23 protein-coding genes and 1 pseudogene are annotated in these 23,502 nt (G+C 45.1%); 21 read left to right on the top strand and 3 right to left on the bottom strand.

All coding sequences use genetic code 11. The annotated features are described in order from the left end of the window. The first annotated feature begins 271 nt into the window (after positions 1 to 271). The 3 genes from HMPREF9378_RS07090 (at position 272) to HMPREF9378_RS07100 (ending at position 2,080) form a co-directional block, all read left to right on the top strand. Positions 272 to 589 (top strand): TfoX/Sxy family protein, encoded by a 318-nt coding sequence (locus HMPREF9378_RS07090; protein ID WP_002913645.1) that lies wholly within the window; start codon positions 272 to 274, stop codon positions 587 to 589. 91 nt (positions 590 to 680) lie between these two features. After that, positions 681 to 1,346, top strand: a complete 666-nt coding sequence (locus tag HMPREF9378_RS07095) for a SatD family protein (RefSeq protein WP_002913643.1) — start codon at positions 681 to 683, stop codon at positions 1,344 to 1,346. Then, positions 1,343 to 2,080 (top strand): DUF3307 domain-containing protein, encoded by a 738-nt coding sequence (locus HMPREF9378_RS07100; RefSeq protein ID WP_002913640.1) that lies wholly within the window; start codon positions 1,343 to 1,345, stop codon positions 2,078 to 2,080. The genes HMPREF9378_RS07095 and HMPREF9378_RS07100 overlap by 4 nt, the downstream gene beginning before the upstream one ends. Positions 2,081 to 2,139: 59 nt before the next feature. Here HMPREF9378_RS07100 and HMPREF9378_RS07105 read toward each other — a convergent pair whose 3' ends face one another. Beyond that, the gene (locus HMPREF9378_RS07105) at positions 2,140 to 2,901 is read right to left on the bottom strand and encodes a DNA/RNA non-specific endonuclease (protein ID WP_002900528.1); all 762 of its coding nucleotides are present in this window, start codon (positions 2,899 to 2,901) and stop codon (positions 2,140 to 2,142) included. Between the two features lie 193 nt (positions 2,902 to 3,094). Between HMPREF9378_RS07105 and HMPREF9378_RS07110 the strand changes: the two genes are divergently transcribed. The 8 genes and pseudogenes from HMPREF9378_RS07110 (at position 3,095) to HMPREF9378_RS07135 (ending at position 7,974) form a co-directional block, all read left to right on the top strand. Beyond that, on the top strand, positions 3,095 to 3,676 hold the full coding sequence (locus HMPREF9378_RS07110; protein WP_002913638.1) for a GrpB family protein: 582 nt from the start codon (positions 3,095 to 3,097) through the stop codon (positions 3,674 to 3,676). Continuing rightward, entirely contained in the window at positions 3,645 to 3,809 is a 165-nt protein-coding gene (locus tag HMPREF9378_RS11725; protein ID WP_002913636.1) for a hypothetical protein, read from the top strand. Before HMPREF9378_RS07110 ends, HMPREF9378_RS11725 begins: the two co-directional genes overlap by 32 nt. Next, positions 3,778 to 3,978, top strand: a pseudogene (locus HMPREF9378_RS11860) (hypothetical protein); the annotation flags it as partial. The gene HMPREF9378_RS11725 and the pseudogene HMPREF9378_RS11860, both read left to right, overlap by 32 nt. 11 nt (positions 3,979 to 3,989) lie before the next feature. Continuing rightward, positions 3,990 to 4,610, top strand: coding sequence for a Type 1 glutamine amidotransferase-like domain-containing protein (locus HMPREF9378_RS07115; RefSeq protein WP_002913634.1), 621 nt, complete (start codon positions 3,990 to 3,992; stop codon positions 4,608 to 4,610). Between the two features lie 104 nt (positions 4,611 to 4,714). Continuing rightward, complete coding sequence (locus HMPREF9378_RS07120; RefSeq protein ID WP_002900524.1) at positions 4,715 to 5,548, top strand: alpha/beta fold hydrolase; 834 nt, start codon at positions 4,715 to 4,717, stop codon at positions 5,546 to 5,548. Positions 5,549 to 5,577: 29 nt separating this feature from the next. Continuing rightward, positions 5,578 to 6,075, top strand: a complete 498-nt coding sequence (locus tag HMPREF9378_RS07125; protein ID WP_032911213.1) for a GAF domain-containing protein — start codon at positions 5,578 to 5,580, stop codon at positions 6,073 to 6,075. Beyond that, complete coding sequence (gene dnaX / locus HMPREF9378_RS07130) at positions 6,075 to 7,745, top strand: DNA polymerase III subunit gamma/tau (protein ID WP_002913631.1); 1,671 nt, start codon at positions 6,075 to 6,077, stop codon at positions 7,743 to 7,745. The genes HMPREF9378_RS07125 and dnaX overlap by 1 nt, the downstream gene beginning before the upstream one ends. A 37-nt stretch (positions 7,746 to 7,782) precedes the next feature. Then, positions 7,783 to 7,974: a DUF3272 domain-containing protein gene (locus tag HMPREF9378_RS07135; protein WP_002895701.1), complete on the top strand. Its 192-nt coding sequence runs from the start codon at positions 7,783 to 7,785 to the stop codon at positions 7,972 to 7,974. 52 nt (positions 7,975 to 8,026) lie between these two features. On the opposite strand, the gene birA is transcribed toward HMPREF9378_RS07135, so the two are convergent. Next, complete coding sequence (gene birA, locus HMPREF9378_RS07140) at positions 8,027 to 8,962, bottom strand: bifunctional biotin--[acetyl-CoA-carboxylase] ligase/biotin operon repressor BirA (RefSeq protein WP_002913629.1); 936 nt, start codon at positions 8,960 to 8,962, stop codon at positions 8,027 to 8,029. A gap of 16 nt (positions 8,963 to 8,978) precedes the next feature. Then, entirely contained in the window at positions 8,979 to 9,980 is a 1,002-nt protein-coding gene (locus HMPREF9378_RS07145; RefSeq protein ID WP_002913627.1) for a LacI family DNA-binding transcriptional regulator, read from the bottom strand. A 194-nt stretch (positions 9,981 to 10,174) separates the two neighbouring features. On the opposite strand from HMPREF9378_RS07145, the gene HMPREF9378_RS07150 reads away from it, so the two are divergent. The 10 genes from HMPREF9378_RS07150 (at position 10,175) to HMPREF9378_RS07195 (ending at position 23,462) form a co-directional block, all read left to right on the top strand. After that, positions 10,175 to 11,353 (top strand): galactokinase, encoded by a 1,179-nt coding sequence (locus tag HMPREF9378_RS07150; protein ID WP_002900518.1) that lies wholly within the window; start codon positions 10,175 to 10,177, stop codon positions 11,351 to 11,353. 219 nt (positions 11,354 to 11,572) lie between these two features. Beyond that, a complete protein-coding gene (gene galT, locus HMPREF9378_RS07155; protein WP_002900517.1) occupies positions 11,573 to 13,054 on the top strand; it encodes a UDP-glucose--hexose-1-phosphate uridylyltransferase in 1,482 nt (493 codons plus the stop codon). Positions 13,055 to 13,100: 46 nt separating this feature from the next. After that, positions 13,101 to 14,102: a UDP-glucose 4-epimerase GalE gene (gene galE, locus HMPREF9378_RS07160; RefSeq protein ID WP_002900516.1), complete on the top strand. Its 1,002-nt coding sequence runs from the start codon at positions 13,101 to 13,103 to the stop codon at positions 14,100 to 14,102. A gap of 348 nt (positions 14,103 to 14,450) precedes the next feature. Continuing rightward, entirely contained in the window at positions 14,451 to 15,041 is a 591-nt protein-coding gene (locus HMPREF9378_RS07165; protein WP_002900515.1) for a CDP-archaeol synthase, read from the top strand. Between the two features lie 14 nt (positions 15,042 to 15,055). After that, positions 15,056 to 17,551, top strand: a complete 2,496-nt coding sequence (locus HMPREF9378_RS07170; protein WP_002900514.1) for a PEP/pyruvate-binding domain-containing protein — start codon at positions 15,056 to 15,058, stop codon at positions 17,549 to 17,551. Next, complete coding sequence (locus HMPREF9378_RS07175) at positions 17,538 to 18,170, top strand: CDP-alcohol phosphatidyltransferase family protein (RefSeq protein ID WP_002900513.1); 633 nt, start codon at positions 17,538 to 17,540, stop codon at positions 18,168 to 18,170. Before HMPREF9378_RS07170 ends, HMPREF9378_RS07175 begins: the two co-directional genes overlap by 14 nt. Beyond that, positions 18,163 to 19,035, top strand: coding sequence for a phosphatidylserine decarboxylase (locus HMPREF9378_RS07180; RefSeq protein ID WP_002900512.1), 873 nt, complete (start codon positions 18,163 to 18,165; stop codon positions 19,033 to 19,035). The genes HMPREF9378_RS07175 and HMPREF9378_RS07180 overlap by 8 nt, the downstream gene beginning before the upstream one ends. Beyond that, on the top strand, positions 19,020 to 19,919 hold the full coding sequence (locus HMPREF9378_RS07185; RefSeq protein WP_002913624.1) for a UbiA family prenyltransferase: 900 nt from the start codon (positions 19,020 to 19,022) through the stop codon (positions 19,917 to 19,919). The genes HMPREF9378_RS07180 and HMPREF9378_RS07185 overlap by 16 nt, the downstream gene beginning before the upstream one ends. Then, the gene (locus tag HMPREF9378_RS07190; protein WP_002913622.1) at positions 19,919 to 22,396 is read left to right on the top strand and encodes a phosphoenolpyruvate synthase; all 2,478 of its coding nucleotides are present in this window, start codon (positions 19,919 to 19,921) and stop codon (positions 22,394 to 22,396) included. The genes HMPREF9378_RS07185 and HMPREF9378_RS07190 overlap by 1 nt, the downstream gene beginning before the upstream one ends. Then, on the top strand, positions 22,389 to 23,462 hold the full coding sequence (locus tag HMPREF9378_RS07195; protein WP_002913620.1) for a hypothetical protein: 1,074 nt from the start codon (positions 22,389 to 22,391) through the stop codon (positions 23,460 to 23,462). The genes HMPREF9378_RS07190 and HMPREF9378_RS07195 overlap by 8 nt, the downstream gene beginning before the upstream one ends. Positions 23,463 to 23,502: the final 40 nt, after the last annotated feature.

The raw sequence follows: 23,502 nt of genomic DNA, 5'->3' as shown, positions 1-23,502 counted from the left end.
AAGAGGACAAGATATCATTTAATGTCTTCTTTATTATCTGCTGAAAGATTTTATGCTCTCCTAATAATTATTTTGATAGGTTTGTATGTATCATACTGGAGAGAGAGCTATTTTTAAACTGCTATATATTAAACCACCGTTATAATGTCTAACTTTTCTACTTACCTGAGGATAGACAAACTACGAATTGAAGGAGATGAGTTGATCTCTTAGTCAGGAAATCTTCATCCATTTTTGGTATAATAAAGTATCAATTCATGGAGGTATTCCGATGGCATCTAGTCAAGAATATTTGGATTTTATTCTGAAGCAGCTGCAGGGCTTAGGCCAAGAAATTAGCTTTCGCAAGATGATGGGAGAGTATTTGCTCTATTATCGGGGGCGCTTACTTGGCGGGATTTATGACAATCGCTTGTTGCTTGAGTCAGTCCAGCCAGCCCTGGATTTTTTTGAAAATCCGGTTTATGAGTTTCCTTATCCAGGCGCAAAGCCAATGCTTCATATAAAAGAAGTAGAAGATGCTGCCTTTCTCTGTAATTTGATTGAAGCTTCCTATCCTGCCTTACCAGCACCAAAAAAGAAAAAATAGTCTTTCCTTTACAATGGATATTCTAAAAAGTTGCCGTTTGAATGGACATTTTTTAAATTTTCTTTTATAATGGACTTAAAGGAGGTTTGGTATGCTTTATATTGCTCTTATTGGAGATTTAATAGAATCCAAACAGCTGAAAAATCGTAAGCAGGCTCAGAAGAACCTGCAGGACATGATGGCGGTGCTAAATCAGGATTATCGGGATTATCTGGTGTCACCTTTCACGGTAACGACTGGAGATGAGTTCCAAGCTTTGCTACGGCCTAATCCAGAGATCATGCAGCTCCTTGATCAGATTGCCTTGGGCTTTCCTCATCCGATTCGCTTTGGACTTGGTCTGGGGGAGATTGTGACGGATATCAATCGGGAGCAGAGTATTGGTGCGGACGGTCCGGCCTACTGGAGGGCACGCGCGGCCATTGATGTTATTCATGAGAAGAACGACTACGGCAGCAGCCGTATAGCTGTATCCTTGGGAGATGAAGAGCTCAGTCAGTCGGTCAATACGGTGTTGGCAGCTACTTCATTTATCCAGAGTAAGTGGAATAGCAGTCAGAGAGAGGTTCTGGAGCGGATGCTCATGGAATATATCTATGACGAGAATTTTTCTCATGGAGAAATAGCAGAGCTGTTGCAGATTAGTCCCAGTGCGCTTAGTAAGCGGCTCAAGTCGTCTGGTTTGAAGATTTATCTGAGAAATCGCCGTTTAGCTATGAGAATGATTCTACAGGCAGCAAAGGAGGCTGAACAATGACAAATTTTATGGGATTTTCAGAATTTTTCATGCAGAATCCGATTCTTGTACTGACTTTGCTGGCTCATGTACTAGCTGATTTTCAGCTTCAAAGTCAGAAGATGGCTGACCTCAAAAGCCGGCGGATGAATTTCTTAATTCTCCACTTGGGAATTGTTCTCTTGCCCCTGTTGCTCTTGGTGCTCATCTTACCTAATTATCTGCTATATTTCGCTTTGGTCTGGCTCAGTCATGCGCTTATTGACTTCTTGAAGAATAGGCTGAATTCATTGATTGTCCGGCAGCATGCTCAAAAGTCAGCCTTTTTACTGGATCAGCTCTTACATCTGATGAGCATTTTTGCTCTTTATTTTCTCTTAGGGCAGCAGCAAATTCCAGCACCAAATTGGCTGACTGACCGTTACCTCATGCTGCAGGCTCTCTTTTTCTTCGCCCTTACTGGTAAGCCAATTAATATCCTCTTTAAACTCTTCTTTAGTAAGTATCAGGCAGGGGAAGACAGCGGAGAGACTATTGCGGGGGCTGGTGCCATGATTGGGATTTTGGAGCGCTTGATTATGGGACTTTCTCTTATTTTCGGGCAGTTTACTGCCATTGGGCTAGTCTTTACGGCTAAGTCTATTGCCCGCTATAATAAGATTTCAGAAAGCCAGTCCTTTGCTGAATACTACCTGATTGGCTCGCTTTTCAGTATGATTGCAGTCTTGTTGGTTTATGGCTGTCTGTATTGGTAAAAAAATAAAAAAACAGATCATCATAGCGATGGTCTGTTTGTATGTTCTGATCTATAACTCTACTCAATCATGGTATTGACAGCAGTGCCTGTCTGGTAGTCAATCTCTGCATTTGGAGAAACATTGTCCAAGAGGACATGAGACATTCCGTCTTCATCTATGGTTTCCTTGCCTCCTAGCTGGATGCTGACAACATTGCCTTCTGCGTCAAGCCCGACATACTGGAGCTCAATCTTGCGAGGAAGAAGCTCATTGTCCGTGTAAATCGGAGTAACCTTGTAATCCAGCCAATAATCTGGATTTTCCTCTAACCAGCGCTCCAAGCGATGTTCATAATAGAGCATGCTATCTGGGTTATTGTCATCCAGTCCTTGGAAACTGCCAGAGTTGAGCCAAGCGGTCATCGGAACGAGGTTTTTCCCTTCGTTATTGAGGCCGCTGAAAGTGAAGCCAATCAGATGAGCTCGATTCATGAGCCAAGCCCGATCATCTCCATTTCCGTAGTAAAATTTGTAATTGTGCCAACCGATGGGATTGTAAGTGACCTTGGTCTCCTTTTTCTTTTTGGCTTTGTGTTGCTCCTGCATTTGTACATGAGCAGCAGTAGCCCGACCGTATTTGTCCTTTTTCCCAAGCTTTAGCTGATACTCTCCATTCAACTCCAGAGTCCCGATAGCTGTTTCATCGCTATGGTTAAGCAGCTGGACCTTAATCTGGTTCTTCTGATTGGCAGCAGCATTTTCTGCAGGAAGAGCCTGTGAAAGTAACAACAAAGAGCCGGCTGACAGGACAAGCCAAGTGCCAAACCTAAACTTTTTCATAAAGAACTCCTTTTAAATAATATATCTCCGACATCATTCTACTAAAAAATAGATTGTTTGACAACTAAAACCTTTCAAAAATATTACAAAAATAAATATCTGTTCAATAAGTACTAGGTTTGACTAGGATGTGTATTTTTCCTATAATCATAACTAGAGAAAAAGCTTGTATAAATTACCTAAGGAGGTGCTTATGAGTCCATCTTTAGAGGAAATGTCACTGGAGGAGCTGTGGCAGCTTTTTCCGATTTTTTTAAGAGAGCATCAGGATGAGTGGAAAGACTGGTATGAGGAGGAGCGGCTTCGGCTTTTGATTTTTTTGCCCGCAAAACAGCTGGTTCGGATTAGCCATATTGGCTCAACATCGGTAGAGACCATCTGGGCCAAGCCAATAGTGGATATTTTACTGGAAATTCCCAAAGAAACAGATATGGCGGTAATGAAAGACTTGCTACTGCAAAATGGTTATCTGCTCATGTCAGAAAGCCAAGGGCGGATGTCATTCAATAAAGGCTACACACCGAGTGGTTTTGCCGAGCGGGTTTTCCATCTGCATCTGCGCTATGAGGGTGATCATGATGAACTTTACTTTAGAGACTATTTACAGGAGCACCCTGCTGTAGCTAAAGACTATGAAAAGCTCAAGCTATCCTTGTGGAAGCAATATGAGCACAACCGTGATGCCTATACAGAGGCGAAAACGGATTTTATCAAGAACTATACAGAGAAAGCTAAAAAGCTTTATGGCAGAAGATATGAGGGGGAAGACAGATGATTTATATAGCAATGATTGGCCTTCTGATTATTCTTGCTTTTCTTTACTTGATTTACCAATCAAAGAATTTGATTACAGCATTTTAAACTCATTTTTATTAATCGAATCTAACTCAGGCGTTCCTAGAACTTAAGCCAGATGGAATCATCTTACTGGCATGTGAATGGAGCAAATTAGCTTATTACCTACCAGGCTTTACAAAGCAAGAAAAACTGGAAAACTTTTTGACAGACTTGAATCTACATCTCATCAATAGCCAAAGAAAGGGTCAATGGATTCTTTATAAAATCAGGAAAAAATAAGGAGGTATCCTATGAAACAATTATTTTTATGTTCTTATTTTGCGGGAGTTAAGAGCTTATTTAAACAATATGCATCTAAAAAGCAATTGGGCAAACATGTGCTTTTTATCCCGACGTCTGGAAATGTAGAAGAGTACAGAGGTTATATTGACGAAGCCCTGCAGACCTTTGCAGATTTAGGATTTCAGGTAGAAATTTTAGATATTTCAGCTTGTGATAGAGAAACAGCTCAAGCAAAAATTTTCCAAAGCAAACTCCTCTATGTCTCTGGCGGCAATACTTTTTATCTTCTGCAAGAACTAAAGAAAAAGCAGCTTCTGTCCTTGATAAAAGAGCAGATTGCGGATGGCATGGTTTATGTGGGCGAATCTGCTGGTGCTATCATCACAGCTAAGGACATTGACTATAACAAGCTTATGGATGATAAGTCCGTTGCAGAAGAACTGAGCAATACAGAGGGACTAAACGAGGTGGATTTTTATGTCCTGCCTCATCTTGGCGAAGAACCCTTTGTCGAAAGTGCCCAGGACACTCTGGATACATACAGCGACCAGCTGAATCTGCTTTCCCTCAATAATCGCCAAGCTGTGCTTGTGGAGGGTGAAGAAGTGAAGGTTTTGGAGGATAAGTAATCAGAATATATGTTCTAGTGAACCTACTTGAGAAACTATAATAAAAGGAATGAGTGAAATTGCGATAAACTAGATTAAACAAATTAGAATGCGGGGATTGAACTTTGATTGAAAAAATATATGAAACACCAAGTGGAATAATTCATTATTGGACAAATGATGCTGTTGAATCATCCCAAAGTACTCTTATCTTTTTACCAGGGCTAACTGCTGATCATAGGTTATTTGAAAAACAAATAGAATATTTTAAAGATACATATAGAGTCTTGGTTTGGGACGCACCTGGACACGCTTCATCTTATCCATTTCGTCTCGATTTTACTTTATTTGATTTAGCAACTTGGCTGGATGAAATATTTATCAAAGAGAGAATAGAAAATCCAATAGTAATTGGTCAGTCAATGGGAGGATATGTAGGACAGGTTTATGATCAACTTTTTCCTGAGAAATTAAAAGGCCTTGTTACGATTGATTCACCTTCTCTGCAAAGGAACTATTATACAGCTATAGAGTTGTGGCTCTTAAAAAATATGGAAGCAATTTATAGAATCTATCGATGGAAATCTCTTTTGAAATCAGGCCCTAAAAGCGTATCAACAACAGACTATGGAAGAAAACTTATGTATGATATGATGATGGTTTATGATGGTGATCAAGAAAGGTATGCTCGTCTTGCGGGATACGGATATAAGATATTTTCAGAAGCAGTAGAGAAGAAACTTTCTTATGAAGTAAAATGTCCACAATTGGTTATATGTGGAAAAGAAGATCGTGCAGGGTCTTGTATACGATATTTGAAGGCCTATGAAAGAAATACTGGGAAGTCTGTTCAATGGATTGATAAGGCGGGACATAATTCTAATACCGACCAACCCGATATTGTAAATAGACTGATTGATGAATTTTTGGATAACAAAATTAAAGAAAAGCTTGGTTGAAAGACCGGCTTTTTGATATAATAGACTCTATGAATACAAAAGAAAAAATTTCAAGTTATCAACTTTTACTGGCTCAGCTGGAAGCCTTGTTAGAGGGTGAGACCAATGCTTTGGCTAATCTTTCCAATGCTAGCGCCTTGCTCAATCAAGCTTTGCCAAATTCGGTTTTTACAGGTTTCTATCTTTTTGATGGGAGTGAGCTGATTTTAGGGCCTTTTCAGGGTGGTGTTTCCTGTGTCCATATTACGCTGGGCAAGGGTGTCTGTGGGGAATCTGCTGAGAAAAAAGAGACGATTATCGTAGATGATGTGACCCAGCATGCCAATTATATCTCTTGTGATAGCCGGGCTAAGAGCGAAATTGTGGTGCCCATGGTAAAAGACGGCCGACTGCTTGGAGTGCTGGATTTGGACTCATCCTTGACAGGTGATTATGATAAGGTAGATCAGGAATATCTGGAAAAGTTTGTTCAGATTTTGCTTGAAAAAACGACTTGGATTTTTGAAATGTTTGGAGAAAAAGCCTAATGTATCAAGCTTTATATCGAAAGTATCGCAGTCAGACCTTTGGACAGCTAGTGGGTCAGCAAGTAGTGGCCACCACCCTGCGGCAGGCTGTGGAGCAAGGGAAAATCAGCCATGCTTATCTCTTTTCTGGTCCTCGTGGAACAGGGAAGACCAGTGTTGCTAAGATTTTTGCCAAAGCTATGAATTGTCCGAATCAAAAGGACGGTGAGCCCTGCAATGACTGCTATATCTGCCAGGCTATTACTGAGGGGAGCCTTGAAGATGTCATCGAAATCGACGCTGCTTCTAATAATGGAGTAGATGAGATTCGTGACATTCGGGACAAGTCTACCTATGCACCCAGTCTAGCTAAGCATAAGGTCTATATCATTGACGAGGTCCACATGCTCTCGACTGGGGCCTTTAACGCCTTGCTCAAGACCTTGGAAGAGCCAACGGAAAATGTGGTCTTTATCCTAGCGACGACAGAGCTGCATAAGATTCCAGCGACCATTCTTTCCCGCGTCCAGCGTTTTGAGTTTAAGTCTATCGAGACGCAGGACATTATTGGTCATATTGAGTGGATTTTGGAGCAGGAAGGTATTAATTTTGAGCAAGAAGGTGTGCAGATTATTGCCCGTCGAGCTGAGGGCGGTATGCGGGATGCCTTGTCTATCCTCGATCAGGCTCTTAGCTTGACTCAGGAAAATCGTTTAACTACATACATAGCTGAAGAAATCACTGGATCCATCAGCTTAGGAGCCTTGGATGCCTATGTAGCAGCCTTGATTTCTCATGATGCAGTAGCAGCCTTGGATAATCTCAATCTGATTTTTGACAGCGGTAAAAACATGGCTCGTTTTGTGACGGACCTCCTGCAATACCTGCGTGACTTGATTATTGTCAAAACTGGCGGGGAGAACCATCATGCTAGTGAGCTCTTTCTGGAAAACCTCAAGACACCGCAGGACACTCTCTTTGCCATGATAGATATGGCGACCAAGAGTTTGGCAGACATCAAGAACAGCCTGCAGCCCAAGATTTATACAGAAATGATGACCATTCGACTGGCAGAGACCAGCAGTCTTCCTGCAGCGGCAGTCATTCCAGATAATCTAGCTGATGAGCTCAAGGGTCTGAGACAAGAGATAGATAGTCTTAAACAGCAGCTGGCTAATGGCAATGGGAAACCTGCAGCAGCTGTCAAAACTTCGGATATTCGACCGCAGAAGTCTAAGGGCTACCGAGCAGACCGCAATAAGGTCAATGCCATCCTAGAAGAGGCTGTTGAGAATCCTAGTCTGGCTCGTAGTAACCTAACAAAGCTGCAGAATGCTTGGGGTGAGATTATCGAAAGTCTGGCTGGAGCTGATAAGGCCTTGCTGGCAGGCTCGCAGCCGGTGGCGGCCAATGAAAGTCATGCTATCTTAGCTTTTGAGTCTAATTTCAACGCTGAGCAGACCATGAAGCGGGACAATCTCAATACCATGTTTGGCAATATCCTCAGCAATGCAGCAGGCTTTTCACCAGAGATTTTGGCTATTTCCTTGGAAGAGTGGACCAAGATTCGGGCGGACTTTTCAGCTCGCAGCCGCAATGGCAAGACAGAGGCTGAAGAGAAGGAAGAGGAAAGCCTGATTCCGGAGGGATTTGACTTTTTAGCAGAAAAAATTACCATTCAAGAGGATTAAAAAAGATTTTTCTAGGCTTTCGTGTTATAATAAAACTATGAACAGACGACAATTTATTGTAATGGCTGTTTTTACGGCCTTAGAAACCTATTTTTTCAATGAATCTATCATGGCGGGGCGCTATTTTATGGCTGCTTTCTGGGCAGTTTTAGTGCTGCGCAATCTGCAGATTTCCTATGTCATGGGGCGGATTGTGGATGAAATCGATAAACATTTAGGACCGAAATAATGAAAACAGGACTGAGCTATGAGACTCAGTCCTTTTGAAATGAAATTTTTGATTACCAACTGGTCAGTGAGACTTCGCCACTGTTGAGCCAGATTTCCTGACCATCAGTCAGCTGGACTAAGAGTTGCCCGCTGTCTGAGATATCTTTGACCAAACCCTGGTAGTCTGCGCCTTTTTGGCTAAAGGTCACTTGTCGTCCCAGCACCAAGGATTGCTGCTTGTAGAGATAGATGAGCTCTTCTGGGTCACTTTCGTAGAAGCATTTCCAAATCTCGGCAATGAGCTCATTGCGACTAATGGCTGGTTTCTCTTCAAAGAGGGAGCCAGCTTTTTCTTTAATCTCAGCTGGAAAGTCTTTAATGAAAAAATTAAAGCCAACACCGATGATAACATCAGTGACGAGCCCTGTCTCAATAGAAGTTGTAGCCTCGGTCAGGATGCCGGAAATTTTCTTGTTTCGATAGTAAATGTCATTGACCCACTTGATATCAACCTCCATAAGGGTTAGATTTTTTACTGCCTTATAGATAGCTCCTGCGGTCAAGATTGTATAGGAGGGGAGCTGGTCGAAGGGGAGGTTGGGCTTGAGGTGGAGAGACATGTAAAAGCCGCCCTGGCTGGGGCAGAAGAAGGCACGATCGAAACGGCCACGGCCAGCAGATTGGGCAGCGGCCAGATAAAGAGTGTTGGCCGGGCGTCCGGCCTCCATGCCAGCCTTGGCGTCCATCTGAGTGGACAGGCAGTCAGGATTAAAGGAGACCTGAACAGGTGAGTGTTCCTCAATCCAATCAGGAATCAGCAAGTCACCAGTTGTCAATCGATAGCCCCGGTTCTTGACGGATTCAATTTGAATACCTTCTTTTTCCAGTTTTTGGATGGCTTTCCAAATGGAAGTTCGTGAAATGCCCAATTCTTGGGCTATTTTTTCGCCGTTGACATAGTCGTCAGCCTGACTGAGGATGTCAAAGATTTTTTCGTAGGTTTTCATAGGTGGTCTTTCTAGCTTAAAGGCTGCTTTCTCTTAGTGTCAGCTTGGTTGAGAGCTTGATCATATAAGGGATGGGGCTTTCGTCTATTTTGATCAACTGGTCCAGCATCTGCAGAGCTTGCTTGCCCATTTCCTCTGTAAAGACTGTCACAGTGCTGAGAGGCGGATAGACGTATTTGGCGATGGATGTATCATTAAAGGAAATAATCTGGACATCTTGGGGAACAGCTATTCCCGCTTCCTGAAGAGCACGGAGGGCACCGACAGCCAGAGCATCGCTGGCTATGAAAAATGCTTTGGGCATCTGTTCTTTTTGTTCGTCAATCATGTCTTTCATCAGCTGGTAGCCCGACTCTGAGGAGAACTTGCCTGTCTTGACATAAGTCGGCTGATAAAGGCCTTTGTCACTAAGGTAACGGCAGAAGCAGGCCAAGCGCGGATCGTCAAGACTTGTCGTTCCGTCTGTAGTCTCTTCGCGTCCAGCAATCATAGCGATTTCTTGAATGCCCTGCTGAAGAAAATGGTCAAGAACATGAGTAACGGCATGCTCAAAGTCCGTTGTCACACAGCTGTGGCCTTGGTCGAGAGTATCGCTATCCACGAAAACTAGGGCAGGGCTGTATTGCTCCAGCTCCTTGACTTGCTTGCTGCTAAATTTTCCGATGGCAATGATGCCGTCAATCTGTTCTAGCTGGTTTAGAGAGTCGTTGTTGAAAATACGCACGATATCATAGCCCAGTTTCTGGGCTTTCTTTTCAATGCCTAAGCGGATGGAGTAGTAGTAAAGATCATCCAGCTCTTCCAGCTCAGTGTACCATTCAACGATGGCAATGCGGTGGGTCTGAGGCAAAGTCTTTTTCTGTCTGTTGCTTTTTTTGTAGTTGAGCTGTTCAGCGATATCGAAAATCTTCCTACGCGTCTCATCGCTGACAGACATGGACTTGTCATAATTCAAAACCCGCGAAACAGTTGCGGGAGAAACACCAGCAGCCTGAGCGATATCTTTGATAGTAGCCATTTGATTTGATCCTTTTCAATTTACTGTCTACATAAATTATAACTTAAAAATTAGTAAATAACAAAGAAGAATTTAGTAAACATTTTGTTAAGTAAAATTTTACTAAATTTATTGAAGTTTTACTCGGAAACAGTTATAATAAATATAAGAAAACGATTACAATGTCGATCATTCATTTTAAAGGAGTTTAGCTTATGTCAAACCTAATTTCAGCGGAGCAAGTCCGCGCAGATTTTGCCAAGGTTTTTGGAGTAGAAGCGGACCACACTTTCTTTTCACCCGGTCGGATCAATCTGATTGGTGAGCATACGGACTATAACGGCGGCCATGTTTTTCCTGCTGCGATTTCTCTAGGAACTTATGGAGCGGCTCGCAAGCGGGACGATCAGCTCTTGAGATTCTTCTCAGGGAATTTTGAAGAAAAAGGGATTATTGAAGTGTCGCTGGAAAACCTGCACTTTGAGCCTGAGCATAACTGGACCAACTATCCGAAAGGAGTTCTGCATTTTCTGCAGGAGGCAGGCCATACAATTGACCGAGGTATGGATGTCTATGTTTATGGAAATATTCCAAATGGTTCTGGCTTATCATCTTCTGCATCGCTAGAGCTTTTGACGGGTGTCATTGCTGAGAAACTCTTTGATTTGCAGTTGGAACGTTTGGACCTAGTGAAAATCGGTAAATTAACTGAAAATGAGTTTATCGGGGTTAATTCTGGCATTATGGACCAGTTTGCTATCGGAATGGGTGCTGACCAGCGGGCTATTTACTTAGACACCAATACTCTCGAATATGATTTGGTGCCGCTTGATCTTAAGGATAATGTCGTAGTGATTATGAATACCAACAAGCGTCGTGAGTTAGCTGACTCTAAATACAATGAGCGTCGGGCGGAGTGCGAAAAAGCTGTTGAAGAGCTCAATCGCAAGCTGTCTATCGCTACCTTGGGTGAGTTGGACGAGTGGGCCTTTGATGAGTATAGCTATCTGATAGAGGACGAAAATCGTCTCAAACGGGCTCGCCATGCTGTTTTGGAAAATCAACGGACTTTGCAAGCGCGGGCAGCTTTGCAGGCAGGCGATCTTGACAAATTCGGCCGTCTCATGAATGCGTCCCATGTTTCTTTAGAGCATGACTATGAAGTGACTGGTCTAGAGCTGGACACCTTGGTTCACACGGCCTGGGAGCAAGAAGGTGTTCTGGGGGCTCGTATGACTGGAGCAGGCTTCGGTGGCTGCGCCATTGCTTTAGTTGCTAAGGATGCGGTGGAATCTTTCAAAGAAAATGTCGGCCGCAAGTATCAAGAAGTTGTCGGCTATGCCCCTAGCTTTTACATTGCAGAAGTAGCTGGCGGAAGCCGAGTGCTGGACTAATTCACAGAAAAGAAACTTGGGTCTGGGACAAAAGTCCTAGCCTCTCAATTGTCTTTGGATTGTCGAGCAAGACGCAGTGGTTGAGTGGGCTCTATTACGCTGATTTCATCAGCTTTTACAGCCCTAATCAACTGTGCGGAGGTGGGACGACGAAATCGAATTCTAACGAATTACCGATTTCTGTCCCACTCTCTTTACTAGCAAAAGAAAGGAAGATCTATGTCCAAGAAGTTACTGACTGCTTTTGTATCTGCAGTGATTGACAATAGTACTTTTGAAGAAATGGACACCATCTATCTGAGCAATCGTGTCATGGCTTTAGTTGGAGAGGCAGTGGCAGAGCAGGAGACTGAGGCTGAGCAGCTAATTGACCTGAAGGATGACTTGGTAGCTTTGGCTGTCAAGAATGGGAAGATTGGTGATACTCTGGCTGAGCAGGATATACTGGGAGCTGAGCTCATGAACTTAATCACACCTGCCCCTAGCCAGCTCAATCGGGACTTCTGGACGACTTATGCCTCCAATCCTGAGCAAGCTGTAGCTGATTTTTACCAGCTTAGTCAAAAGAATGACTATATCAAGGTCAAGGCCATTGCTAAAAACATTGCTTTCAAAGCACCGACTGAATATGGAGATTTGGAAATCACCATCAATCTCTCTAAGCCAGAAAAGGATCCCAAGGAAATTGCGGCAGCTAAAAAGGTTAAGAATAGTAATTATCCAGCCTGCCAGCTCTGTATGGAAAATGAAGGTTACCAAGGGCGCTTGGACCACCCAGCCCGTGCCAACCATCGCATTATTCGATTTGACTTGGCTGGACAGGAGTGGGGCTTCCAGTATTCCCCCTATGCCTACTTTAATGAGCATTGCATCTTTCTCCACAGCCAGCACCTTCCCATGGCTATCAGTCGGCTGACCTTTGAGCGTCTGCTGGACATCGTTGAGACCTTTCCAGGCTATTTCGCAGGTTCTAACGCCGACCTCCCTATTGTCGGCGGCTCTATCCTGACCCACGACCACTATCAGGGCGGACGTCATACCTTCCCTATGGAAATAGCAGAGCTGGATTGCAGCTTTACTTTTAGCGGATTTGAAGAGGTGGAGGCAGGCATTGTCAAGTGGCCCATGTCCGTCATTCGTCTAAGGTCTGAGAAAAAGCAATTGTTGATTGAGTTGGCTGACAAGATCTTGCAAGCTTGGCGAACTTATTCTGACCCAAGTGTGCAGGTGTTGGCAGAGTCTGAGGTTGAGCCTCACCATACCATCACACCGATTGCCCGCAGGAAAGATGGATCTTTTGAGCTGGACTTGGTCTTGCGGGACAATCAAACTTCCCCAGAACATCCGGACGGCATTTACCATCCTCATAGGGATGTGCAGCATATTAAGAAAGAAAATATCGGCCTGATTGAGGTTATGGGGCTGGCTATTCTGCCGCCTCGGCTCAAGGAAGAACTCAAGCAAGTGGAACTTTTCTTGCTGGGAGATGACTGTCAAGTCGCTGCCTATCATAGGGATTGGGTCAATCAACTCAAAGACCAGAATCCAGATGTTACCGCTGAGACGGTGGAAGGAGTAGTTCAGGCATCGGTTGGACAAATTTTCAGCCGAGTACTGGAAGACGCGGGAGTTTACAAGCGAACAGAGGAAGGGCAGGAGGCTTTCATGCGCTTCGTCCAATCCGTCGGCATCCAGCCCTAGGAAATGTGTTATAATGAATCTAGCGTAACAGGGAAAGGAAGGTTTTATGGCAATTTTAGTATTAGGTGGAGCTGGCTATATCGGCTCGCACATGGTTGACCGTTTGATAGCAGCAGGTAAGGAAGAGGTAGTCGTTGTTGATAATTTGGTGACTGGTCATCGGGCAGCCGTCCACCCGCAAGCAGTCTTTTATGAGGGGGATTTGGCGGATAAGGACTTTATGCGTGATGTCTTTGCTAAGCATCCATCCATCGATGCAGTCATTCACTTTGCAGCCTTTTCACTGGTGGCAGAGTCTATGGCGGACCCGCTCAAGTATTTTGACAATAACACAGCCGGTATGGTTTCTCTTTTGGAAGTCATGCAGGAATGCGGCGTTAAAAACATTGTCTTTTCTTCAACCGCTGCGACTTATGGCATTCCTGAGGAAGTGCCGATTCTGGAAACGACCCCGCAAAAGCCGATTAATCCTTATGGTGAGAGCAAGCTTATGATGGAGACTATTATGCGTTGGGCAGACCAGGCCTATGGCATCAAGTTTGTAGCCCTGCGTTATTTCAATGTGGCGGGTGCCAAGCCCGACGGCTCTATTGGCGAGGACCACGGACCTGAAACTCATCTCTTGCCCATTGTGCTTCAAGTGGCTCAGGGCAAACGTGAGAAGATTGCCGTCTTTGGCGATGATTACGATACTCCAGACGGCACCAATGTCCGAGATTATGTCCATCCTTTCGACTTGGCTGACGCTCATATTTTGGCTGTTGAGCATCTGCGTGCAGGACAGCCTTCAGATGCCTTTAACCTTGGCTCTTCGACTGGTTTTTCCAACCTGCAGATTGTAGAAGTAGCTCGAAAGGTGACCGGACATCCTATTCCTTTGGAAATAGCAGAGCGGCGCCCAGGCGATCCGGATACGCTGATTGCTTCCTCTGAGAAAGCAAGAAAAATTCTGGGCTGGCAGCCGAAATTTGACAATATCGAAACCATTATCGAAACTGCTTGGAAATGGCACTCCAGTCATCCAAATGGCTATGATGATAGAGGATAAACTGACAAACCAGCTAGAAAAGCTGGTTTTTTAATTTTTATTATAAAACCCTTCTTTACAAATTTTTAAAAGCATTTTATAATAAAAAGAAGATTGATTGACATATTATCTGAAATCTTGTTTAGTTGCTACTAACTCTTAGTATTTCTTAAAAAATCAGGTAGTTACAGATGCGACGGGAAGCAACATTTTAGAATAACGAATTTTTGTACCATAATCAGATGTGACAGTTGTTGACAGTTTGTTGTGTAAGGGCTTTAGTGACTTATGATATAATGAAGTCATAAAAGTTTGAGAAGTCTCTTAATCTTTTCAAACTGATTTTCATAAAAAGAATAGGAAATAAGTATGCGTTCGATTCTTGCCTTATATATCACCCTGATGCCGGTCATTCTGGCTGGAGTTCTGAATATGATCTTTTGCAAGTCTTCACTGCTAGAGGCGGCTTATCGACCAATGGATGCTGGGCTGATTTTAAAGGATGGGAAGAGGCTTTTTGGGGCTAACAAGACCTGGAAAGGTTTCCTTGGCATGATTCTCTGGGGAGCTTTGGCTCAGATTCTCTGGGGATTGCTCTTGAAGAGTATTCCTACCCTAGAGACGCTGCACTTGGTCTATGCTTTCTACGAAAATACCGTGCTGTTTAATCTGATGCTTGGCGCTCTTTTGGGGCTGGCTTATGTTTTGTTTGAGCTGCCCAATAGTTTTATCAAGCGCCGTTTGGAAATCAGAGAGGGCAAGACGGCGGAGAATGGCTGGAAATGGACTTTTATCTGGATAGACCAGATTGATTCCTTGATTGGCTGTATTATTTTCTTGCTTTTCTATATCCCTCTGTCCTGGCAGCAGATGCTGGGCATACTCATCCTAGGGGCGGGCACGCATCTAGGAGTCAATTGTCTGCTCTACTGGGCTAAGCTTAGAAAAAATCGTATGTGAGATGGGAGTATTTGATGAAAGAACTATGGCTGGAAAAAGAGCCTTCGGTCGTCTATGGCGGTAAAATCAATCAGTTAATCAACCTCTGTCAGCTGGGGCTTTCGGTTCCTAAGGGTTTGATTTTGCCTGCGGATCAAGTAATGGCTTGGCTAAGAGCGGCTCTGCCAGAATATTCAAAAGAGGGACTTGAAGAGTTAATCAAACTGGGCAAGGAGGAAATTGCCGAGCGTTTGCAGCAATATCCCTTGGAGCCAGCTTGGCTACAGGAGTTAGCAGCTTTTTGTCAGAAAAATCAAGCTTATATCGTTCGCAGCAGTGCCATCTTAGAAGACGGACAGACCATGTCATTTGCTGGTCAATATGACTCGATTGGTGACTGCCGGACACTGTCAGAAATTGAGCAGGGCATTCGTTCCTGTCTGCTTTCTCTTTTTAATCCAGAAGCCTTGGCCTACTGGCAGCGTCAGGGTCTGGCGGAGCAGAATTTTGCCATGGCAGTGCTGATTCAGGAGCAGATAGAGCCCGACTTCAGCGGTGTCTGCTTTTCCCTAGATGTGGCGACTAATCAGGACCAGTCTATGCTGCTTGAGTATGTAAAAGGCTCGGCTGAGAGCTTGGTTAGCGGTCAAGTCAATCCTGAGCAGCTGACTCTTGCTTGGTACAAGCCGGACTGGCTCCAGTTTGAAAAGACTGAAATCCCTCTGGCAGTCTTGCAGAAGCTGCACGAGCAAGTTTTGCAGATTGTGGCGTATTTTGGTCGGCCGATGGATATTGAGTGGTGCGCTGTCCAAGAGCAAGTCTATCTGCTGCAGGCTCGGCCCATCACAACAGTACCAACTAAAATAGACAGTGGCCGCTGGACGACAGCGAATTTTCGGGATGGAGGCGTGGCGGCCCAGCCCTGTCCAAACCTGATGTGGAGCCTTTACCGTCATTCTTGGCAAGAGGCACTCTCCAGCTTTTTGCTGGCAATTGGCCTAGAGCCAGATGGTGTGATGCCACCGCTGATGCGCCTGCACTATGCACGGCCCTTCTGGAACTTAGGCGTGGTCAAGCAAGGTATGGAGCAGATTCCGGGCTATATTGAGCGAGACTTTGATGATGAGCTGGGAGTTAATAAAGACTACCAAGGTCAAGGTTTTACCAGCAAATTAAGTCCAGCCTTGCTCTTGAATTTCCTGCGGGTAGCTTTGAAAACGCAAAAAGTAACTAAGACTTTTCTGCATCAGGCACCAGACAAGCTTCAAGAGCTGCGCCAGCAATTTACCCGCCTGAATCAGGAAATACGAGAACTGAACGACCAAAGCCCGCTCCAGCAGGTCGAAAGTCTTTGGCAGTTGGTGCTAAATCAGGCTTATTTAGACAGTGAGGGAACTTATTTCTGGCAGGCCTACATCAATACGGTCCAGTTGTCTATGAAAAAGACCAGTCTGCTCAAATGGCTGACGATTGATGAATTTTTCCAACTAATAGCTAAGTTAGGAAATGTTTCGCATACCAAGCCTTTGGCTCGAATGCTGGAAGCTGCGGATCTTGTTTTGGCAGACGAGAAACTGACAGACGATTGGTTGAAGCTATCGGTGGAAGAGTTGCAGGAACTGACTGCACAATATCCTGAGCGATCAGATTTCATCAAGATTCAGGATTTCCAAAAGGACTTTGGCTATCACTCGGCTCGGGAGCTGGACTTACGAGTAGCGAGTTACGAAGAAGATGCTCATCAGGTTCTGACAGCGGTTCAGCAATTGGTTGCTGATTCAGCGTATTACCAAGCGGCCAAAGCTTCGCTCAGTCCTGTCTCAGAGTCTGAGCTGGATTTGGCTCATCTATCTCGAGCCAAGCAGAAAAAGATAGAAAAAATCAGTCAAGATCTGCGGAACTTGCTCTGGTGGCGGGAGGAGTTCAAGGATATTTCCACGCGCTATTACCACCTCGTTCGCCAGATTAGCCTTAAACTTGGCCGAGCCTACGAAAAGCGAGGTTTTCTGAAAAATGAACAAGATATTTTTTTCATTAAGAAAGAAAACCTGACTTCCTTTATGGAAGGGCAAAAGACTGCTGACCAGCTTCAAGAAGAGGCTGCTGATAATCAGCATTATTGCCAGGCCTATCGGAATTTTGAACCAGTGGGTGATTTGACCGACAAAGAGATGAGCTTGGAAGAGGTGGCACATGATAGTCAGGCTCTGCTGATGGGAATGCCAGCCAGCAGTGGTCAGGTGACCGGTCGGGTTCGAGTCCTCTTGGATTTGGCTGATATTGAGACGATTGAACCGGGAGAAATTCTTGTCACTCGCTATACAGATACGGGTTGGAGTTATGTTTTCGGTATTCTAGGCGGTCTTGTGACAGAGTACGGTGGGGTTCTCTGCCATGCATCTATTGTCGCTCGGGAATGCGGGATTCCAGCTCTGGTCTGCGCTAAGAATGCAACTCAGCTGCTAGAAACTGGCATGCTTGTATCTTTAGATGGAAGAAGAGGAGAAATAAGAATTCATGAAGAAGAATGAACCTTTGTTTATTGGTGAATACGACAAATCTGTTATCCTGACCTATATGGGCGCTGCTTTTTCGCTGTTGGCGGTCTATGCCATCATTCAGTCCCAGCGGCGGCTGGCCATGATGGCCTTTATCGTTAGCGGTATCTGTGATCTCTTTGATGGTGTGGTGGCTCGACGGATGAAGCGGACTGAAAGTCAGAAGCGCTTCGGCATTGAGATTGATTCCCTCTGCGACATGATTAGCTTTGCGGCTCTCCCGGCTGTGCTCCTCATGACTCAGCTGCCCTTGGGAGCGGCCAATATCATCTTGGCTGTCCTCTATGTCTTGGCTGCGGTCACGCGCTTAGCTCATTTTAATCGCTTGGCCAAGCATGATGAAGGCTCTGGCTCTTATTTTATCGGCTTGCCCGTGACCTACAGCGCCCTCTTTTTTCCTCTGACCTATCTGGTCTGTCAATGGCTGGCGCCTGGTTTCTTTCCTTGGGTGTGGCTGGGCTTGTCTCTTTTGCTGACCTTCTTATTTGTTTACAACTGCCGGATTCCCAAGCCCAATAAGCTGGCCTATCTGATCTTTGCGATTCTGGCTGTTGCAAGTTTGATTGGTCTGGGGGTTCTCCCGCATGGTTAAGGTCTATCAGAGAAGGACTGGCCAAGTAGTTGAACCGACAGAATACAAGGCGGGTCTATTAGACAAGCTTTATGGTACTGCTTGGGGCCGCATCTTGTTGCCTTTCTTGACCCGACCTAGCCTGTCTTATCTTCTGACTTTGAAAGACTACACTCCTTTTTCTCGCAAGAAAATAGCAGCTTTTGTTGAAAATTATCAGCTGAATCTGGCTGACTATGAAGATAGCCCCTATCCTAGCTTCGCGGCTTTCTTCCAGAGGAAAATCAAGCCCGCTCTACGTCCGGTCTGTCCTGACAGTCAAGTACTGGCTGTGACAGATGCCAAGCTGGAGGCTTTTACCATTAGTCAGGACTTGCAGCTGACGATAAAGGGTCAGACATACAGGCTAGCTGACTTACTGTTGGATGAAGAGTTAGCTCAGCTGTTCACTGGCGGAACAGCGCTGGTCTATCGCTTGGGAGTAGAAGACCTGCACCGCTATCTGGCGGCTGAATCCGGCAGAATTACCCGAAGACGAAAAATCAAGGGACGCCTCCATACGGTCAGGCAGGTAGCCCAGAAGCGGCGCTTGATTTACAAGGAAAATAAAAGAGAATACTGTCTTTTAGATACCGACCTAGGACCTGTCCTGCAGATGGAAGTAGGGGCTCTCTTGGTCGGAAGAATATACAATCACAGTCAGGAGCATTTGGTCAGGGGACAGGAGAAGGGCTGCTTTGGTCTGGGCGGCTCAACCATTCTTGTCCTCTATCCAGCATGCACGATTCGCTTGGATCAGGATATCCTGACTTACTCAGACCTTGGAATAGAAACCCAGATTCAAATGGGTGAAAAGATTGGAGAAAAGCTATGTTTAAACGATTAGCTGTTTATTATAAGGAAATGTTTCCCTTGCTGCCGCGTTTTTTTGTGGCTGCTATCATGTTTTTTGAGATTTATTTTGTCCTCTTGCTCAATGACGGAGTGACCAAGTTTCGCTTTGACCATCAGGAGTTGATCGGAATTTTTACCATTTTCGTCTTTCTGATGATTCTGCGGATCGCGGATGATTTCAAGGACTATGAGACCGACAGACGCCTCTTTCCTCATCGGGCTCTGCCATCTGGCCGGGTGAAAAAGAAGGACCTGGCTATTGCCCTCAGCTTTATCGTAGCTGTATCTGTACTTCTCAATATCCTCTTTATGAACAATATCGGCTGGTTCCTCTTTCTCTACATCTACGGAACTCTCATGTCCTTCTGGTTCTTTAAGCGTGATAAGATTCAAAATTCTCTGCCACTGGCTCTAGTAACCCATAATCCGGTCATGATGATTTTGAATCTTTATACTATTTCCTTTGTCTGCTACAAGTACAATCTGCCTCTCTTGTCCCTGCCGACTGTCTTGCTGGCCTTTACCATGTATTTCCCAAGTCTGATCTGGGAAGTCTGCCGCAAGATTCGAGCGCCAAAAGACGAGACAGAGTATGTGACCTATTCTAAGCTTTTTGGCTACAAAAAAGCTACTCGCTTTATCAAGGTGGTGACTCTGCTGGATATCTTGACCAATTTTGCCCTTCTCTGGAATATTTCCCATGTTGGAGTGGTAATCTTGGTGCTGAATGTCATTTGGATGACCGTCCAGTTTGAGCAGTTTATCAAGGATCCGACTCGCTTTAATATCCGGGAGCGGGTGGAGCGTTATACTTATATCACAGAGACGACAATGGTTCTGTCCGTTGCTGTTTATCTCTTGATGGGGGTACTTTGATGAAAAGAATCAAGCAGACAGGGCTTGACCAGGTCGGAGGCAAGGCCTATCATTTGCTGAAAATGCAGGCTGCTGGTTTGCCGGTTCCTGACTTTGCAGTATTTGCTTTTGACTTTTTTCAAGAATCTGCCAGCTCTGCTGACTTGGAGCAGATGGAAGTAGCCTATCGGTCCGGAGAGTTGGAATTGTCCCAACTCAGTCAGCAATTTCAGGATTGGGCTAAAGAGCAGTTTGCGCAAGAAGATCTGACAGCAGCAGAAAACTGGATTCATCAGGAGTTTTCTCAGACAGACTGTCGCTTTGCGGTTCGCTCATCAGCAACCATTGAGGATGGGAAGGCTTCATCCTTTGCCGGTCAGTTTGAGAGCCAGCTCAATGTGAAGCCAGAGGGGCTTAAAGAAGCCGTCCAAGCGACTTTGCTCTCTCTTTATCAGGAGTCGGCTCTTAGTTATCTATTTGAGCAGGGACTATCCTTGAAGCAGGCACAGATGATTTGCCTTGTTCAGGTCATGCAGGAGGGAGAACTGTCTGGGATTTACTTCACAGCTAATCCCAAGGGCATTCTGAACGAGCACATCATTGTCATCGGTCGGGGCTTGGGCAATAAGGTTGTCGAGGATAAGATTCCTACAACCATGGTGACGCTCCATCCCAAGGACCAGCTCTTTTATACTGAGCAGACGGAGGACTCACCAGAATTATCACAGGAACAACTCGAGGACTTACAGGCCTTGGCTGGTCAGGTAAGTCAGCTTTTCGGACCTTATATGGATATGGAGTTTACCTTCGCAAATGGCCAGCTCTATCTTTTGCAAGCACGACCTATTACTACCTTGCTAGAAGGCCAGCAGATTATTCTGGATAACAGCAACATTGTCGAGAGCTATCCGGGCGTTTCTAGTCCTTTGACCATTAGCTTTATCCAGGAGGCCTATGCTAGCATTTTCCGCAGTCTGGCCCAGCGATTGGTTGGCAAGAATGCCCCTGAATTGGCAGCTTATGAATCCACATTTCAAAATATGCTACAACCAGTCAACAGTCGGGTTTATTACCAGATCCAGAGCTGGTATCAGCTCTTGCAGCTTCTGCCTTTTTCTAAGAAAATCATTCCTATCTGGCAGGATATGCTGGGAGTGAGAGAGACAGAGGTGCCTCAGATGCCAGTGCACCTGTCTGCTTTCAAACGCCTGCAAATCATGCTCCGAATCATCCGAGAGTTTTGGACGGCACCCAAACAAATGAGGCAATTGGAAGAGCAGTTCGCCCAGATTCAGCGCCAATACGAAGCGAGCTTTTCTCCCGATGCAGATGCGGAGACCTTGATTGGCTTGGTCAGCAAGCTGAAAGAGGATATTCTGGCTCACTGGGACATTACACTGGTCAATGACCTCTATGCTTTTGTCTATACTGGACTCCTGAAGAAGTCGCGGCGCGGCGGAGCGGTTCAGGCTGAGATTGCGGGAATTGAGCAGATTGAAAGCATGAGACCGGCTTTGGCTCTGCAGGCTTTAACAGCTCAGCTGAAAGCAGAAGAAAATGCAGAGATTAGACAGGCTATGGAAACTGAAAGTCCAGCAGTTTTTCTAAGTCGCCATCATCCTTTGGTCCAAGAAATTACTCATTTTATCCATGAATTTGGTGACCGAGCTCCGGAAGAGTTGAAGTTAGAAACACCAACCTTCCGAACGCACCCAGAGCGTCTGTTCAAGCTCCTGCTGCAAATGTACCAACAAGAGGAGAAAAAGTTGGCCCCTCAGAAACTTGAAGAAGTTGAGCAAAAATCAGGCTGGTGGACGAATTTTCTTCGCAAGCGAGCCATGACTGGTGTTAAATATCGGGAGAGCTCCCGCTTAAACCGCACACGAATCTATGGCATGATGCGACAGATTTTCCGAACGCTTGGGCAGCAATTAGCCGAGCAAGGACTGCTGGCTACGCCTGACGATGTTTTTTACCTGACAAAGGAAGAATTGTTTGAGCTGACCAGAAAACCCAGAGATGTTAGCGGCTTGATAGCCGAGCGTCGAGAGAAGTTGGAGGCTGATAAGGAGCTGCCAACCTTTAGTCGCTACGTTTTTGCTGGACAGGTCTTTGAGAAATATCTGAAACCGCAAAACCGTACCAGCAGTCATAATACGGGCAATCAAGCCTTACAAGGGATTGGCTGCTCACCTGGCTGCGTCAAGGCTCAGGTTTTGGTCGTGGAAGATGTGCAGGAGATTGAGTCTGCTCAGGACCGGATTATCGTGACCAAGATGACCGATCCGGGCTGGGTCTATCTTCTGACCCAAGCCAAGGGTGTCATTGCCGAGCAGGGGTCTTTGCTCTCGCACACGGCCATTATTTCCCGCGAGTTGGGTATTCCTTCCATTGTCAATGTCAGAGGCGCCTGCAGCCAGCTGCAAAACGGTGATTGGATTGAGATGGATGGCCTTACTGGCAAGATTCGACTGATCAAGGAGGAAGGTTATGCTTGAAATTAAACCAGTCAAACCTAATACGACAGAGCTGGCCGATTTTCTAGCTCTGCCCAAGCAGATTTACCAGCCAGATCACCTCATGCAGTCGGAAGAGGAAGAGATGGCTTTGATTGAGGGCAGTCACCCGCTGAGTTCTGACTTAGAAACCTATGCCTTTATTGGCTATGAGGAGGGCCAGCCTTGTATTCGAGGCCTCCTGACCTTCTATCCAGATGATGAGGCTGCTTACTTGGGATTTTTCGAGTCGATCAATGATCAACAGATTGCATCTGCTTTTATCGAGCATTTAGCAGGTTTTGCTCGAAGTCTCGGAGCTAGCAGGATTATCGGTCCGGTACAGGCAAGTTTTTGGCTGGGTTATCGAATGCAGCTGACTGGAACAGAGGAGGTCCCTTTTACTGGAGAACCTCATAATCCAGCCTATTATCCTGAGCTGTGGCAGGCTGCTGGTTTTGAGATCAAAGAACTCTATCTGTCCAATTTTTATCCCAAGGTCAGCAATAAAACTCATCAGGACAAGCTGGCTCATCGCTTTGAGTCTTTTGAAGAAGCGGGTTTCACCATTTGCTCTCCCAAAAAGAAGGACTGGGAAGAAGCCTCGCTGCAGGTTTTTGAGCTTCTCAATCGTCTCTATCAAGATTTTCCGATTTATCGGTCTATTTCCAGTCAGCAGTTCAGTCAGATTTTTCAGAAATACCAGTACATTCTTGATTTTTCTATGGTTAAGCTGGCCTATAAGGAGGGCAAGCTAGCTGGTTTTCTGATTGCCATGCCGGACTACGGTTCTCTGGTTTATCAAAAACTGACTCCTCTTAACCTAGCCAAGCTTTTTTGGACCAAGCGTTTTCCAAAACGTTATACGATTATGTATCTAGGAGTAGATGAGCAATTCTTGGGGTTGGGCTCTGCCTTGGCCTATCCGATTTTTAAAGAAGCGCAGAAGCGACAAGCCTCAGCTATTGGAGCCTTGATTCATCAAAAAACTGTCACGCGCCACTATGCGGCAGAACTTCAAGGAGACAAGCATGAGTATGGTCTCTTTGAGTTGAATTTGAACCCCTGACTAACAAAGTAAATCACATTTTAAAAAGCAAATTTTCTAA

The sequence above is a fragment of the Streptococcus sanguinis SK1 = NCTC 7863 genome (assembly GCF_000194945.1).
GTDB lineage: Bacteria > Bacillota > Bacilli > Lactobacillales > Streptococcaceae > Streptococcus > Streptococcus sanguinis.
The sequence above is the reverse complement of the archived record's forward strand: the minus strand, read 5'-3'. Positions and strand labels throughout refer to the sequence as shown.

Coding starts and splice junctions, on each gene's coding strand:
- HMPREF9378_RS07180 (WP_002900512.1), top strand. CDS start 18,163: ATGGTTAAGGTCTATCAGAGAAGGACTGGCCAAGTAGTTGAACCGACA.
- HMPREF9378_RS07170 (WP_002900514.1), top strand. CDS start 15,056: ATGAAAGAACTATGGCTGGAAAAAGAGCCTTCGGTCGTCTATGGCGGT.
- galT (WP_002900517.1), top strand. CDS start 11,573: ATGTCCAAGAAGTTACTGACTGCTTTTGTATCTGCAGTGATTGACAAT.
- HMPREF9378_RS07110 (WP_002913638.1), top strand. CDS start 3,095: ATGAGTCCATCTTTAGAGGAAATGTCACTGGAGGAGCTGTGGCAGCTT.
- HMPREF9378_RS07105 (WP_002900528.1), bottom strand. CDS start 2,901: ATGAAAAAGTTTAGGTTTGGCACTTGGCTTGTCCTGTCAGCCGGCTCT.
- HMPREF9378_RS07165 (WP_002900515.1), top strand. CDS start 14,451: ATGCGTTCGATTCTTGCCTTATATATCACCCTGATGCCGGTCATTCTG.
- HMPREF9378_RS07090 (WP_002913645.1), top strand. CDS start 272: ATGGCATCTAGTCAAGAATATTTGGATTTTATTCTGAAGCAGCTGCAG.
- HMPREF9378_RS07115 (WP_002913634.1), top strand. CDS start 3,990: ATGAAACAATTATTTTTATGTTCTTATTTTGCGGGAGTTAAGAGCTTA.
- HMPREF9378_RS07195 (WP_002913620.1), top strand. CDS start 22,389: ATGCTTGAAATTAAACCAGTCAAACCTAATACGACAGAGCTGGCCGAT.
- HMPREF9378_RS11725 (WP_002913636.1), top strand. CDS start 3,645: ATGGCAGAAGATATGAGGGGGAAGACAGATGATTTATATAGCAATGAT.
- HMPREF9378_RS07150 (WP_002900518.1), top strand. CDS start 10,175: ATGTCAAACCTAATTTCAGCGGAGCAAGTCCGCGCAGATTTTGCCAAG.
- dnaX (WP_002913631.1), top strand. CDS start 6,075: ATGTATCAAGCTTTATATCGAAAGTATCGCAGTCAGACCTTTGGACAG.
- HMPREF9378_RS07190 (WP_002913622.1), top strand. CDS start 19,919: ATGAAAAGAATCAAGCAGACAGGGCTTGACCAGGTCGGAGGCAAGGCC.
- HMPREF9378_RS07095 (WP_002913643.1), top strand. CDS start 681: ATGCTTTATATTGCTCTTATTGGAGATTTAATAGAATCCAAACAGCTG.
- HMPREF9378_RS07100 (WP_002913640.1), top strand. CDS start 1,343: ATGACAAATTTTATGGGATTTTCAGAATTTTTCATGCAGAATCCGATT.
- HMPREF9378_RS07135 (WP_002895701.1), top strand. CDS start 7,783: ATGAACAGACGACAATTTATTGTAATGGCTGTTTTTACGGCCTTAGAA.
- HMPREF9378_RS07185 (WP_002913624.1), top strand. CDS start 19,020: ATGTTTAAACGATTAGCTGTTTATTATAAGGAAATGTTTCCCTTGCTG.
- birA (WP_002913629.1), bottom strand. CDS start 8,962: ATGAAAACCTACGAAAAAATCTTTGACATCCTCAGTCAGGCTGACGAC.
- HMPREF9378_RS07145 (WP_002913627.1), bottom strand. CDS start 9,980: ATGGCTACTATCAAAGATATCGCTCAGGCTGCTGGTGTTTCTCCCGCA.
- HMPREF9378_RS07175 (WP_002900513.1), top strand. CDS start 17,538: ATGAAGAAGAATGAACCTTTGTTTATTGGTGAATACGACAAATCTGTT.
- galE (WP_002900516.1), top strand. CDS start 13,101: ATGGCAATTTTAGTATTAGGTGGAGCTGGCTATATCGGCTCGCACATG.
- HMPREF9378_RS07125 (WP_032911213.1), top strand. CDS start 5,578: ATGAATACAAAAGAAAAAATTTCAAGTTATCAACTTTTACTGGCTCAG.